The 14,206-nt window shown below is 56.4% G+C and carries 12 protein-coding genes; 4 read left to right on the forward strand and 8 right to left on the reverse strand.

What is annotated here, in order from left to right; translation table 11 throughout:
- Positions 1-505 precede the first annotated feature (505 nt).
- Positions 506-1,537 carry a 3-deoxy-7-phosphoheptulonate synthase gene (locus FGQ67_RS03630; RefSeq protein ID WP_138340128.1) on the forward strand — a complete coding sequence of 344 codons (1,032 nt, stop codon included), beginning with the start codon at positions 506-508 and terminating at the stop codon, positions 1,535-1,537.
- Between the two features lie 457 nt (positions 1,538-1,994).
- Entirely contained in the window at positions 1,995-2,645 is a 651-nt protein-coding gene (locus FGQ67_RS03635) for a GNAT family N-acetyltransferase (RefSeq protein ID WP_138340130.1), read from the forward strand.
- A 358-nt stretch (positions 2,646-3,003) separates the two neighbouring features.
- Here FGQ67_RS03635 and FGQ67_RS10080 read toward each other — a convergent pair whose 3' ends face one another.
- The 3 genes from FGQ67_RS10080 to aguA all read right to left on the reverse strand — a co-directional run bounded on the left by FGQ67_RS10080 (position 3,004) and on the right by aguA (position 4,761).
- Entirely contained in the window at positions 3,004-3,174 is a 171-nt protein-coding gene (locus tag FGQ67_RS10080) for a hypothetical protein (RefSeq protein ID WP_171025180.1), read from the reverse strand.
- Positions 3,175-3,249: 75 nt separating this feature from the next.
- Positions 3,250-3,420, reverse strand: coding sequence for a hypothetical protein (locus tag FGQ67_RS10085; RefSeq protein WP_171025181.1), 171 nt, complete (start codon positions 3,418-3,420; stop codon positions 3,250-3,252).
- Between the two features lie 219 nt (positions 3,421-3,639).
- Complete coding sequence (gene aguA, locus FGQ67_RS03640) at positions 3,640-4,761, reverse strand: agmatine deiminase (protein ID WP_138340132.1); 1,122 nt, start codon at positions 4,759-4,761, stop codon at positions 3,640-3,642.
- A 178-nt stretch (positions 4,762-4,939) separates the two neighbouring features.
- Here aguA and FGQ67_RS10255 point away from each other — a divergent pair, with 178 nt between their 5' ends.
- Positions 4,940-5,743 (forward strand): helix-turn-helix domain-containing protein, encoded by an 804-nt coding sequence (locus tag FGQ67_RS10255; protein ID WP_249934373.1) that lies wholly within the window; start codon positions 4,940-4,942, stop codon positions 5,741-5,743.
- Between the two features lie 371 nt (positions 5,744-6,114).
- Here the strand turns inward: FGQ67_RS10255 and FGQ67_RS03650 are convergent, their stop codons facing one another.
- The 4 genes from FGQ67_RS03650 to FGQ67_RS03665 form a co-directional block, all read right to left on the reverse strand.
- Positions 6,115-7,284 (reverse strand): ATP-binding protein, encoded by a 1,170-nt coding sequence (locus FGQ67_RS03650; RefSeq protein ID WP_212746002.1) that lies wholly within the window; start codon positions 7,282-7,284, stop codon positions 6,115-6,117.
- Between the two features lie 228 nt (positions 7,285-7,512).
- On the reverse strand, positions 7,513-8,889 hold the full coding sequence (locus FGQ67_RS03655) for an MATE family efflux transporter (protein ID WP_138340134.1): 1,377 nt from the start codon (positions 8,887-8,889) through the stop codon (positions 7,513-7,515).
- An 87-nt stretch (positions 8,890-8,976) separates the two neighbouring features.
- Positions 8,977-10,605, reverse strand: coding sequence for an amidohydrolase (locus FGQ67_RS03660; RefSeq protein ID WP_138340136.1), 1,629 nt, complete (start codon positions 10,603-10,605; stop codon positions 8,977-8,979).
- A 307-nt stretch (positions 10,606-10,912) separates the two neighbouring features.
- Positions 10,913-11,905 carry a LuxR C-terminal-related transcriptional regulator gene (locus FGQ67_RS03665; protein WP_171025182.1) on the reverse strand — a complete coding sequence of 331 codons (993 nt, stop codon included), beginning with the start codon at positions 11,903-11,905 and terminating at the stop codon, positions 10,913-10,915.
- Between the two features lie 89 nt (positions 11,906-11,994).
- Here FGQ67_RS03665 and FGQ67_RS03670 point away from each other — a divergent pair, with 89 nt between their 5' ends.
- Complete coding sequence (locus tag FGQ67_RS03670) at positions 11,995-12,186, forward strand: hypothetical protein (RefSeq protein ID WP_138340140.1); 192 nt, start codon at positions 11,995-11,997, stop codon at positions 12,184-12,186.
- A 35-nt stretch (positions 12,187-12,221) separates the two neighbouring features.
- On the opposite strand, the gene FGQ67_RS03675 is transcribed toward FGQ67_RS03670, so the two are convergent.
- A complete protein-coding gene (locus FGQ67_RS03675; RefSeq protein ID WP_138340142.1) occupies positions 12,222-13,649 on the reverse strand; it encodes an APC family permease in 1,428 nt (475 codons plus the stop codon).
- Positions 13,650-14,206: the final 557 nt, after the last annotated feature.

Consider the following 14,206-nt stretch of genomic DNA (forward strand, 5'->3'; position numbering starts at 1 on the left):
GGCCCTTGAGCCGCCTCCCCTGGGACCTGATTGACAGCCCCTTCGAGGCCCCGTGGGCAAAAAAGGGCAAATATGAGTACTGTTACTTTTTTAGTATCAGCCAAAACAGCCTCAAACGACCTCCTTGCGGCCTCTATACGCCTTCAAATTAATCAAAACGCCCGTTAGCGGGCTTCTGCGTGCCAACGTTAATGAACATATTTTTCACTTTGTCTATTATCTTGCTAGACCGATATGATACTAAGATAGCAACCGTACTCATATTTGGCATTTTTTGCCCGCGGGGTGTTTCCTGGGGAACCGACAACAGCCTTAGGGTCGCGCGCGGTGCCACTCCCTCCCGACATCCGCCGACGTTTACCCAGATAAAACCTGCCAAAATAAACCTGTCCCTTTTTGGCAGGTTTCGGGGTAACAAGGGCTTGCACTTTAGCGTGCGACAGCGGATAATGCCGAACACTCAACAGTACGCTTATTGCTCTTTCTATAGATTGAGGAGGCCCCTATGGCCATGGAATTCAAACGCAAGTTGCCGATCCCCATGGAGATCCGCGAGGAAATGCCGCTTTCTGCCGAGCTTACCGCCAAAAAGCAGGCATTTGACGCCGAGGTCGCCAAAGTCTTTACCGGTGAGGACGCACGCAAGGTGCTCATCATCGGCCCGTGCTCTGCCGACCGCGAGGATTCGGTGCTTGAGTACATGAACCGACTGGCCAAGACCGCCGAGGAGGTCAAGGACAAGCTCATCATCATTCCGCGCGTCTACACCAATAAGCCGCGTACCAAGGGCACCGGTTACAAGGGTCTTCTGCACAACCCCAACCCCGAGGCTCCCGACGACCTGCTCGAGGGCGTCAAGGCCATCCGCCATATGCACCTGCGCGTTATTGAGGAAACGGGCTTCTTCACCGCCGACGAGATGCTCTATCCGTCCAACTACCAATACCTCGTTGATCTGCTGAGCTATGTTGCCGTGGGTGCACGCTCGGTCGAGAACCAGGAGCATCGCCTGGTGTCGAGCGGCATTTCGGTGCCCGTCGGCATGAAGAATCCCACTGCCGGCTCTACCACCGTTATGCTCAACTCCATTTACGCCGCGCAGGCGCACCAGAGCTTCATCTTCCGCAACTGGGAGGTCGAGTGCGGCGGCAATCCGCTCGCGCACGCCGTTATGCGTGGCTACATCGGTCTCGATGGGCGCACCTACCCCAACTACCACTACGAACACCTGGAGCGCCTGGCCGAGCGCTATACCGAGCACGCCGGCTATGCCAATCCGGCAGCGGTCATCGACTGCAACCATGACAACTCGGGCAAGCGTCCGCTGGAGCAGTATCGCATTTGCAAGGAGGTGCTCGACAGCTGCCGCCGCAACGAGTCAATCTCCAAGCTGGTCAAGGGTTTTATGATCGAGTCCTACCTGGAGGACGGCAACCAGCCGGTCGACGGCGGCGTCTTTGGCAAGTCCATCACCGACCCGTGCCTGGGCTGGGAAAAGACCAACTACCTCATCCACGAGATCGCAGAGCGGATTTAGAGTTACGGCGTTTTACCAAACGCCGTAACCGGCCGACGCTGCAAACCCGCCAGAGCGGCAATCTGCCTTTCAGCTTCGACGGCATGACCAAAAGGTCAATGCCGCCTCGCTTCAAGGCACCTTGCTCGCTCTGGCGGGTTTTCGCTGACGTTTTTCTACCAGCGTCGTTGCCAAAGCTGGCACTTGGGGACGCTCCTTTTGGGGTAGTCGTTGGGGACATTCTTAAACGACTACCCAGAATGAGAGTGGATAATCTCCCGTTTTTGTGGCCTGCTTTTCGAGCGAAAGTGGGAGATTATCCACTCTCATTGAACAAGTGTCCGAAAATCCACCCTCATTCCTTCTTAGGGCCCTCCGTCCCCGAGGGATCGAGGGTCGTCTGCCGAATGGTCGATACGGCAATCCTGCGTCCATGTCACACTCAGAGATGGCCTGACCCAACCTGGAAGGAGCCTCCATGAGCCTTGACAACGTAACTCTGCGCGCCGCCACGCTCGATGACTTGACCGGCATCGCCGCCATTTACAACCAGCTGTGGTGCAACACACTACGCAACCGCGGCGACGTCGAAGCCGCCGATTTCTGCGCGCGCTTTAACATCGCTATGCAGCTGCAACGCTCTCCCATCGCACTCGTCGCCGAGGCCGAGGGCCGCACTATCGCCGCCTGCTGTATCGGCATCTTCGAGGACGGCAAGCCGCGCACCAATCCCACGTGGGAGCCCTGCTACGACGAGATGCTCGCCCAGGCAACCGAGATGGCAAAGACCGCCGATGCCAAGCTCGAGGGCTCGCTCTTTGGCGACAGTCGTGAAAAGGCCACGGCCGACCGCTTTGCCGCCACGGGCAACGAGTATGCCCAGGGCCAGCTCAACCTGATCATCATCGTGCCCGAGTGGCAGGGCAAGGGACTCGGCCGCACACTCATCGACCTTTCGCGCGCCGAGCTCGCCAAGGCAGGCTGCACCAAGTTCTTCCTGATGAGCGACTGTAACTCCGATTGGCAGTTCTACGAGCACCTCAACATGAAGCGCATCCTGGAGGATCACAGCCAAGACACCGGCGACGGCTTTATCGTCTACATGTACGGAGGCGACACGCAGGATTAGCCTGTGTGCCGCCTCACGGGCTTTCTCCAAGGCAGTCAGCAATCAGCCAAGAGAGCTAACAGGGTGCGCTCTCCTCGACAGTAGGGACATTCATCCTGCGAAGCGTGATATAGATGACCGCGCGGACACTCAACCGTCTCAGACAGATACAGGGCGAGCAGGCGCGCCCATGTGCGCGCATCAAGGCGCTCATGCGCTTTGCCAAAGAGCGACCGGCGGAAAGCCTCGCCCATAAGGTTGCCAAAGTCATTGATCGCAAGAGCGTAACTAGGGACAACATATCCGATCAGCGTCCCCACAAAGGAGCTGCGCCCATTGCACACGCAGCTATTGAGCGGAAGAGCCGGAATATCGTCGTCTAGGTCAAAAATTCTAGGTCCAGCTCGCCAGAACTGTACGGATGAATTCCGCGATTGAGCATCTTGAAGATATGGACCGCGAGTCCAAAGTCGTCCGTCTGAGGTGTAAACACCGGGGCATTCGTGGCGGCTGCCAGGCTCTCGAAATCGCTGATGCCGGCTATCTCCATGAGCTAAAGCACTCGGAGGCAATATAGCCGGGAGCGGCGCATGCAGTCCTATGTGTCACATCCGAAAGCGTAAAGCTATACGAGCGCCTTGATGGTATCCATGCCCGCACGCGCCGAAACCTCGCAGCCCTTCTGCCCGTTGAGCACGCACTCGAGTAGCGCATCGTATGCGCGCGGGGCTTCGGGGGCCAGGTGTGCCCTGTTAAACATGCCCTCGGGTCGCACGTTTCCCTTCGAGTCGATCATACAAGCCCCCAATCTGTTTGGTTTCCCCAGATTGTGAGCCCGCACACCCAAGCCGCACGGCCCGCCGTTCAGCTGAAACCACCTGCCAAAAAGGGACAGGTTTATTTTGGTAGGTTTTATCTGGGCAAACGCCCAAGCCGCCACACAAAAAGCCCGCCGGCCATTGAAGCCGGCGGACTTTCATTTACGGATAATCAAACCCTGTTTACCAAGGAGCTACTACTTGTGGCGCGCCTTGGGCTGCTGCTGGGTGATGCAGTGGATGTTGCCGCCGCCGTAGATAACCTCGCGAGTCATGATACCGATGACTTCACGGTCCGGATAAGCAGCCTGGATATCCTTGAGCGCCTGGGCGTCGTTGGGGTCACCGAACTGCGGCACAAGCACCGCTCCGTTGATGGGCAGGAAATTGAGATAGCTCGGCTCGAAGGCGTCCTCGGGGGTACGCGGCAGCACGCCCTCGACGGGATCAATCGTGCTGGCCTCCTCTTCGGTCATATATACCGAAGTCGCAGGCATGATCACCTTGTGGATCTTGAGCTTGCGACCCTTGGCATCCGTGGACTCGGAGAGCGTCTTGTACGCCTCCTGGCACTCCTTGTAGAACTTATGGTTGGGATCATCGGTCCACATGCAGCAGACCTCGCCGGGCGCACTAAAGCATGCGACGTCGTCCACATGACCGTTCGTTTCGTACGGATCGATACCGTCCTTGATCCAGATAACCTTTTCGATACCGAGATACTCAGAGAGCTTCTCCTCAATCTGCTCCTTGGTGTACTGCGGGTTGCGGTCCTCGTTGAGCAGACACATCTCGGTGGTCACGACGGTGCCTTGACCATCACAGTTGAACGAGCCACCCTCGAGGATGTAGTCCTCGGGACGATAACGGTTAACCTGCTCAAGCTGTGCCACCTGCAGGCCAATGGAAGCATCCTTGTCCCACGGGAAGTACAGACCGTCAATGAAACCGCCGTAAGCATTAAAGTGGAAGTGCGAAAGGGCCACCTCCCCATTGTCATTAACGAGGAACGCCGGGCCGGGGTCGCGAATCCAGCTGTCGTTGTACTCCATGTGGATAACGCGCACGTTCTCAACACCGTCGAAGATCTCGCACACCGCGGGGAAGTCTTCGGTGTTGACGCCTACCGTGATGGGCTGAAAGCGTGCAACGGTCTTAATGATCTCGGTGAAGACCTTCTGCGCCGGCTTGGCGCCGCAGCGCCACACGTCGGAGCGGTGCGGCCACAGAATCCAGGTGCGCTCCTGTTCCTCATACTCGCCGGGCATATAGAACCCGTCCTTCTTAGGCGTGGATTCACTCTCGTAGATGGTCTTCATTTCAAGCTCCTAAATCTCGGTGCTTTTGCTTGACGAGACCATGATGCGGCCGCACCGAGATGTTCTCAATAGTCCCTCGAGCCCCTTTCAGCGACCAACGGTATACCATTCGCTGACCTAAAGTTCTATTCAGGCCGAGAACATGACATACTGGGTTCCACAATGGAAAGGACGCCCTATGCCCCCATGCAATAAACAGCAGACTATTGAGTTGGACAGTACGACCTGGACTGCTCTCAACGAGCTCGCGCTTGCAATCCACGCATCACACGGTGTCGATAAGCTGCAAAAGGAGACCCTCGAGGGAACGACAGGGCTCGTGCCCCATCGGATCGCCATGTTCGACCTGATCGAGGCGGCAGGCAGTGACGCCCCACGCTACGTCCACCCCGCAAGCAGCGGAATGGACGACCGCGCGCTGAGCGACTACTACAACCGCTACGCCGCGATGGACTATACAACATGGAGCTTTGACCTACATAAGGTCGGCGTCTACCGCGACCTCGACCTCGTGGACGTCGAGCGACGCGATGCCACGCCCATCTATCGCAAATGGATGGAACCGCAGGGCGTCTACTTTGGCTGTACGGCCACGCTCGCGCACAACGACAGCCCGCTAGGAAGCATCACCCTGTTTCGCGAACGCACGGCCGGAGACTTCACCGACACCGAGCTCGCAATCCTGCTCGAAATCGCTCGGCACGCGAGCCTCGCGCTCGCCAACCTCTATCCTCGGGGCATTAATCTCACCCAGACCGAAGACACAGACCAGCTGAATGCTTTCATTACAGAACATAATATCCAACCGCGCGAAGCCGAAGTCATGCAGCTCATGCTCGACGGCAAAACAAACAAACAGATGGCAAACGAGCTTTTCATAAGCGAGTCAACCGTAAAGAAGCACGTCAACGCCATCTATCGCAAGCTCGGCGTCAGTAACCGACTGGGCCTTATGACTGCCGCGCAAAACATCCTGCGATGAAAAAGGGCGCCTTCCATACGGAGAACGCCCTTTGATTTCGCCATTTGAATTAGTGTCGGCTCTGGCTCAAAGAGTAGACGGGGTTATTTTGGTAGGTTTTATCTGGGCAAATGTCAGCCGCCACGAGGGAGCTGCCTTCCCTCACGGCGGTCTTCCAGCAGAAAAACCAAGTGAGTAGGCTTTTTGCAGGAGGCCAAGCACGCCCCAAAACGCCACAGCTCTGACCTGCGGTTTTATTGAGCATTTGCCGCGGTGTGCTCGGCATATCCAAATAAGTCTACTCACTTGCATCTAAGACGCACCAGATAGGCAAAAACCGCCGCAAAAAGGGGCCGGTTCCCTTCGCGGCTGTTGTTAATACGCCGAGCTTGTTATCGTAAAAGCCAATCACGCGCCGAAACCACACTACAGTCTTTCGACTCATACGTTGAGTCCACGCGGGCTACAACATAGCGCGCATCTTTTGCAATGTCGATCTCATCGCATACAGTCTGTAGATGGCGGGCGTACTTATCGTGATACGTTCTGGATGATTTTATTTCGATAGCCTTGGGACTCCCTGAGTTTGTACAGTCGAGCAAATCGATTTCACGCTTGCTGTCGTCCCTATAGAAATACAGCTCGGGATTCTCGCCCACGTTGAGATGGCTCTTCGCCGTTTCGGAAACGATGAGGTTTTCGAAAACGGCCCCCAGATAAGGGCTCTCCAATAGTTGCTCCAGTGATCCAATTTTGAGCAAGTAGCAGAGCAGCCCCGTGTCGTAAAAATAGAGCTTGGGCGTTTTAGTTAGACGCTTCTTGGCATTTGCATAATAGGGCTGCAGCGAAAACGTCAGGTAGCTCTGCTCCAGGATGGACAACCAGCTTTTAATGGTCGATACGCTCACGCCCGTATCTCGAGAAAGCGAGGATATATTGATGAGGGCACCGACGCTCTGAGCAATTATGGACAGAAACTTATGAAACTCCGCCTTATTGCGCACATCAAGCAAGCCCACAACATCGCGCTCAACATAGGTATCGATATAGCTGGGAAAATAAACCGAGGACGGCATTCCGGCGGAACGCAGGCGAGGGTATCCCCCTTCGAGCGCGAACAAATCCACTTCCAGCTGCCCCTGCTGGCCCCTCTCCGCTTCTCGAAACGATAATGGCAGCAATTTCAAGATCCCGACTCGCCCGGCAAGAGACTGCCCGATGCTTTTCATCATCAAAAAGTTTTGCGAGCCTGTAAGGATGTATTGACCGGCGTCTCCCCGCTCATCCGAAACAACCTGGATCATTGAAAACAAATCCGGGGCGTATTGCGCCTCATCGATGATGAGTCCGCCCTTTCGGTTGCGGATAAAACTCACCGGATCCTCCAAGGCCGCGCGCCTCGTTTGAGGGTCCTCAAGCGTGACGTAGGAATAGTCGGGAAAGGTATGCCGAACCAGCGTAGACTTACCGCTCTGCCTAGGCCCTGTCAACGACACAACAGGAAACCAGCCTGCCATGCGAATGAGTAACTCATGCAAATCCCTGTTAATGAACTCAGCCATATCAACGCCCCTTATTGCGCTGTTACCATAATCGGATAGTTTCATTCGCCATAATCTTATATTAGCGTTTACCACAATCTTATAGTAGCCTAGTTCAAAAGCATTATTTATAGAGCCGAAATCTCAGACCCTAAATAACAAAAGCCACCACAATGGGGGCTGTCCCCATTGTGGTGGCTTGCAGGCGAGTTAACTTGTTCGACTATCGTACGCCAGCCATGTCCGAGCCTAGAGCGTGGCAAGGCGCTTGGACTCGTGCGCGGCGAGCGCAATGGAGATGATGCCGGTAATGGCGTCGGCCACCACCAGGGCGATCCACACGCCCTCAACACCCATCATGTTGCCGAGGAGGTACATAAGCGGCACTGAGCAGATCACATAGCGAAGCAGGCCGGTAAACGTGGCGACACCAACCTTCTCGACCGCCTGGAAATATATCGACATGGTCATGGCAAGATAGCCCAGGGCAACAGCCAGGATGACGGTACGCGTGGCGTTGGCGGCAACCTCAACGAGCGCAGGATCGCTGCCGGCAAAGAAGGCGCACACCGGAGTGGCGGCAAGCCAGAGCGCGACGGTGACCAGCGCCAGCGTCACAACCTGGTACTTAAGCGTGCAAGAGAGCGTCTCCTTAAGGCGCGCCCAAGCCTTTGCGCCGGCGTTGAAGGCAGCGATGGGCTGCAGGCCATAGGAGAAGCACTGGGCAACCATCATGGTGATGTAGAGGATGTAGCCGTTGATCACGCCAAAGGCTGCGATGTAGAGCGAGCCCATGTCGCCGCCGAGCGAGCCCAAAAGCGAGTTGGCAACGGTGTTAAAGATAAAGGTCGCGCCCTGGACCAGGAAGAACGGGAAGCCGATCTTGAGGATCTGGCCGCAGACGGCGAGGTCGAGCTTAAGGTCGGCCAGGCTAATCTGGAGCTGGGACTTTTTGCCCCCGATGAACCAGAAGATACCGATGGCCCAGATACCGATGGAAAGCCCGTAGTACACGCCGGCGCCCATAACGCCAAACTTGAGCACAAACGTAGAAAGCGCGAGCCAGCAGATGGCAACGATGGCTGAAACGGTCATGAGGTTGGCCTGGACCTGAACCTTCTCGTCCACACGCATCACAGCGGTGACCATCTGGCCAATGACCGTGAGCGGCAGCAGCACGGCGAAGGTGCGCACGCCGGCAACGGTATCGGCCATGATGTCGGGCGTGGCGCCAAAGAATGCGCAGATGGGCTCGGTAAACACGGCCATCACCACAGCAAGCAGCACACTCACAATCGTGGTGAGCCAAAAGCCCTGGCTAAAAGCCTTGCTTGCGCCCTTAATGTCGCCGGCACCCAAAAGGTTGCCCACCACGGCGGGCACGCCGGTGCCAAACAGGTTGCCAAAGGCCAGGTTGATGTACTCGACCGACATGATGATCGAGACGCAGGCCAGGCCGTGGGCACCCAGGCCCCAACCCATCACGAGGCCCTCGAGGACCACCATGATGATCTGGGCGAGCATGCCCTGGCCGGTGACGATGGTGTACTTACGCACCAGACCGGGAATCGGTTGGGAGGCGAGCTCGCGCTCCTCCTCCACGGCAGCGGTTACTTCTTCTGCCATTGTTCTCCCCTTTCCTTGAGAGAGTAGTGCTGAATGGATGTCAGGCGGCTGACAACTGGCGCCAAGCCGCCCAACCAAACGATGGCGCTAGGCCTCAAAGACCACCTTGCCGGCGATCATCGTAAGGGCCGCGGTAGCCTCGAGCACCTCTGCCGGCTCGCAGGTAAAGAGATTGCGGTCGAGTACGCAAATGTCGGCTTGCTTGCCGCAGGCGAGTGTGCCGATGCGGTCCTCAGCATGCATAGCGTAGGCGCTGCCGTAGGTGTATGCGCGCAGGGCCTCGGCCATAGTGATTCGCTCCTCGGGGAACCAACCCTCAGGATTAGATCCATCCTCGAGCATGCGGTAGACCGCTCCATAGACTTCCTCCATAGGCTCAAGCCCCACGACCGGGAAGTCGGAGCCCAGATGCACGCAGGCACCGCTCGCGAGCAGGCTATGAATTGGCCACGAGAGCGCCGCGCGCTCGGGACCAACGGCGTCGTCCTTTGCCAAGTCTGCCATATCAAGCAGCATATGCCACGGCTGCATGGCCGGACAGACGCCGAGCTCCGCATAGCGCGGCAAATCCTCAGGTTGAACAGTCTCGTTGTGCTCCATGGAGTGACGACAGCCCATAAGACCGTAACGCTTCTCGCCCTCCTCGAAGCAGTCCAGGATAAAGCGTACGGAACGATCGCCTATGGCATGGATGCGCGTGTCGACACCCCACTCAAGCGCTTTAAGGATGGCTTTGCGCACACGCTCAGGTTCCTCAGCCGGCTCGCCACAGGTCTCGGGAGCATTAGCATAGGGCTCGAGCATCCAAGCAGTATGATCGGAACACACACCGTCAATGAACTGCTTAAAGCCATGCCACTCGACTTGCGTGCCCGGGAAGTCGTATTTCGCCCGAATCTCCTCGAGCGTCATGGCCTCGTTCTCAAAAAGGTCTGTGTACATGAACACGCGCAACGGAAGTTCGCCCTTGCGGTTAAGCTCCGCGAGGAATTTATAGGGGTTATCCATGCTCACAAAAGTTGGGCTTACCATGCCGACTGTCGTAATACCGAGAGCGTTGGCACGATGCGCGGTCTTGGCAAAGGAAGCACTAGCCACCTCGGGGGCAGGATTGTATACCTCATCCAAGAAAAGGGATCCCGCGTTGTTCGAGAAGACCCCAGTGGGGTTGCCAGCTTCATCCCTAAGAATCTTGCCGCCTGATGGGTCTGGCGTTTCAGCAGTAATGCCGATTTTCTCGATTGCGCAGGTGTTGGCACTAAACGTGTGCACGTCAACCTGCTGCAAAAAGACCGGACGGTCCGAAATGTACTCATCGATCATTGCCGCCGTAGGCATCTCGGGCACGTCCCACTGGAACTGGATAACCTGATAGCCCACGATCCACTCGTTGTTCGGGTGGTCTTCGGCAAACGCCTGCACGCGTTCCATACACTGCTCAAAGCTTGTGCAATCGATGAGATTGACGGCGAAATCGGGATCGGACACAAAGGCGCCCTGGGCATAGTGAGTGTGTGAGTCGATGATGCCAGGCATGACGAGCTTATCGCCATAGTCGCGCACCTCGGTATCGGGCCCGATAAAAGCGTCGAGGTACTTATCCTCGCCGCACGCAACAATCCTGTCACCTGCGACGGCAACGCCGCCCTTGAACGGGGCCAGCCCGTCACCAGTGAACACAGCATTACTTTTGATGACTAAATCCGCTTTGTCCATATGAGCCTCCTCAGACGTTACAGGACAATGGATGAGCGCCACGATACGACGCGCCCAATCGGTGAGGGAGCATTTGTCGCTCCCTACATGACACGTGCCTACGAGCGGTCGGGTGTCTGTCCAGCGCCCTACGCCCCGTGTCAACACCCATTGACGCACCTCCTGCACAAGCTGCCAAGATGGAAGCGAGCGAACGGACGGCTTAAGAAGGTTTACACGTCTGAGCAGGTATTTTATTGTCAAAGTTTATTGTCGCTTCATTACGCCAAGTGGTCTGCGATACGCCGTCAGCCGAACCACTCCAGCCTTACGAGCGCCAGAATGTCTCAATCAAGTCGTCACGCGCCTTGACTTCGCTCTTTACATAGATGCGATGCAGGTGAGCCTTGACGGTACCCGGACTAATCACAAGTTCGTTAGCAATATTTTGGACATCGAGTCCACGCAATACGAGTGTAAGCACTTCCTGTTCACGCTTTGAAAGCCCATGCTCGTCCGAGAAAATCACAACACGCGAGACAAGGTCCTCCCGTGCATCACGGCGCTCTGTCGCTACCTCTTCATCGGCACGAGGGTGACGCGAGAACACACGTAAGATATGGCTGAACTGTTTAAATAGCTGAACGGCTGCAGCCACAAACAATAAATTCTCTGAGATATTCCGCTCGCCCAGATACCATAAAAAGGCGCTCACCATCACGTTGTCAACGTCAGGCGTGCAGAATAGGATCATATAGGTATCCTCGATAACCACCATCACGGTAAGCACGCAGGCTATGCGAAAGAACGTCCGAGTGCGCTCAAGATCGAGCCGCTCAGCCCTATTCTCCGTCTTGCGATAGCGAGCGTAAGCATATACCAAACAGAATGCCATTCCCAAATCGCGCGTAAGCCAAAAAAGATATTGCTGAACCTGGCCCGCAAAGCCAGTACGAGGCACCAGAGCAAGCTGAAGCACGGCGATCGGTACGACATATGCGGCAACGCGCTTAACGGTCACCTCATCGTGTAAGCGAAACGTTACCCAAAGCCATACGCACGCAAGAATCGCCACGCCCAGCGCGCAGCGCAGTAACGGATGTTGAAGCGGCTCATTAAACGTCACCACATAGTCATATTTGAGCCGGTTGTACTCATCAAAGAAGATCACCGACATATCGAAGATATAAAGAAGGAAGCCCGCGGCCGCCACCAAACAATCGCGTCGACGAGTCATGAGCCATATTACGAGTGCAGTTGATGCCGTCACCAATCCAACGCCCATGACAAGAATCGTGTAGATAAAGAATGCGAAGCTCATACTACTCTCATTCCGCACACAACCAGCTTGATTCCGCATTACAGTTATGGTAAGACATCGAACGAATACCAAGATCGAAAGGAGATGCCATGGCGCCGATTGCACCGCTCAAGATTATTGTCGCGCCCGCCGCCAAGGCCATCGCCAAGATCGGTTCGACCATGACCTACGATGACGTTCCCTGCATCGTTGATGAGCGCAACGACAGCTGCCCTTACCTGGGCCACGTCCCCTACTTTGCGCCTAAGCTCGCTTCCAATCCCGAGCACCGCGAACAGTAATCCAAGATGCGGCAAGCGCCGCGCAGCTCGCGGAGCTACTGTTTTGGTGCAAAGAAACGTTTTGGTGCAAAGAAACCTGTCCTTCTTGCACCAACGCCGGGATTGTCGACGCTGCGGCCGCGGCGCGATATGAGGCGCGAAACCTCGCCCAGCAACACGCCGATCACCACACCCACGAGAATGGGCAACTTTGCCATCTCGGCGGGCGAGCTGTTGAGTGGCACGATCGTAGCGACGATCGAAAGCACGAGCTCTACCACGGGAATTGCGAGCGCCACGGCAAGCACCTTGCCCTCGAAGGGCGCACGAAACACACGCGGGCGATCGTCGTATTTGCGCAGGCGCCAAAACGCCGGAAACATCGGGATATAACTCATAAGCAGAAAGACGACGTTCATGGAAAAGAAGACCCAAAAGACGTCGGAGCCCTCGCCCAACGGAATCTGGAGCAGCAACACCAGGCTGGCGAAACAGCCGTTGATGAGCGCCGAGCCGTTGGGCATGCCCGTCTTCTTGGACACCAGCGCAAAGGGGCGCGGCATGTTGCCGTGGCGCGCGGCATAGCTCGCCACGTTGTTAACGCCAAAACTCCAGCAGATCATGTTGGCGAACAGCGTCACCAAAAAGGCCATGCCCACGATCATCGTTAGCGAGTGGGTGCGCCCCACCATAGCGGCGACCGCGTCCACAATGCCCGAATCGAGTGAAAGCTGTTCGGTGGGAACCGCGGCTCCAATGCCAATGCCGCAAATGATGTAGATTGCCGCAATGGCCACGCCACCGGCGATAACCGCCTTGGGGATATCGCGCGACGGGTTTTTCATCGTACTGGCAAAGGTCGCAACCACTTCGAAGCCCATAAAGTTGAACAGGATGATCGATAGGTACGTCAACGAATTGGTGTCGCCCAAATCTGGAATGAAGGTCTCAAACGACATGTCGTTGGCAAAGCCGTTGTTGCAGGCAAACCAGATGCCGACAATTCCCACCACAGCGGTAATGAGTACTTTGATGACGGCACCGCCGTCCATAACCCAATCGGCCTCGGCCACCGGCTGCATCGCCATGAGCGTGACGTCCCACACAAAAGCAAGCTCGATGACGATCCGAGCGCCGAGCGAAAACTCAACACCCCATACCGCATTGATAACGCTGGGGAACATGCAGGCGATGCTTGCCACCCACAGCGGAAAGTTGACCCAGTAGCACCAAGAGCAGCGGGCACCCCAACGGTCACCCAGACCCAGGCGAACCCAGTCGTACAGGCCGCCCTCGGAATCGAATGCCGTGCCCAGCTCGGCCACCACCAGGCCATAGGGCAGCAAAAACGTGATGATAAGGAAGATCCACCAGGAGAACTGCACGTTGCCCATGGCAGATGCCGGAGCCGCCGCCTCGATGGTAAACACGACGCAGATGACCGAGAGGATGACCTCGAAGAGGGAGAACTTTTTACCTGCCATGGCACGCTCCCCCTACAGCAAAAAGGATGGCATCTGTACCGAAGGCGCAGCCCAAGGTAGGGTTGCAGGCCGCGTCACCGGTACAGGTGCCATCCCAAAGAGAGGAGAGAATGCAATTGTTGGACCAGCGCTCGCGGAACAGGCGCGTGTAGATAACGATACGCTGGTACATAGAAACTCCGATCAAAACGGCCGCGCTCGCGACCGAAAACTTCTCGCAATTGAAGACGCGTCTGACCTGGGAAATTCAAGCGAACAATTGGCCTAACCCGCAAAAAATCCCAGGTCAGACGCGTATTCAATCAAAGAAAAAGGGCACTCCGAAGTGGAGGCAACGGAGTGCCCAAAGAAAACCCAGCCAACCAAGACATCGAGCAAACTGACGCCATGCCCCGGACGAGTCAGCTGCCCCCTGTCCGATTGATCGGCTGGATATTCCTAACACCCAGCCGGTCCGATTGATCGGCTGGGTTTCTGAGGTGCGGCAGATTCCCGTGAAAGAGGAGCGAAGCGTACTTTGGTACGCAAGCGACGAATGAACGGGAAGGTGCCGTGGC

It is taken from the genome of Collinsella aerofaciens, assembly GCF_005845035.1.
In the GTDB taxonomy this organism is placed as follows: Bacteria; Actinomycetota; Coriobacteriia; order Coriobacteriales; family Coriobacteriaceae; genus Collinsella; species Collinsella aerofaciens_I.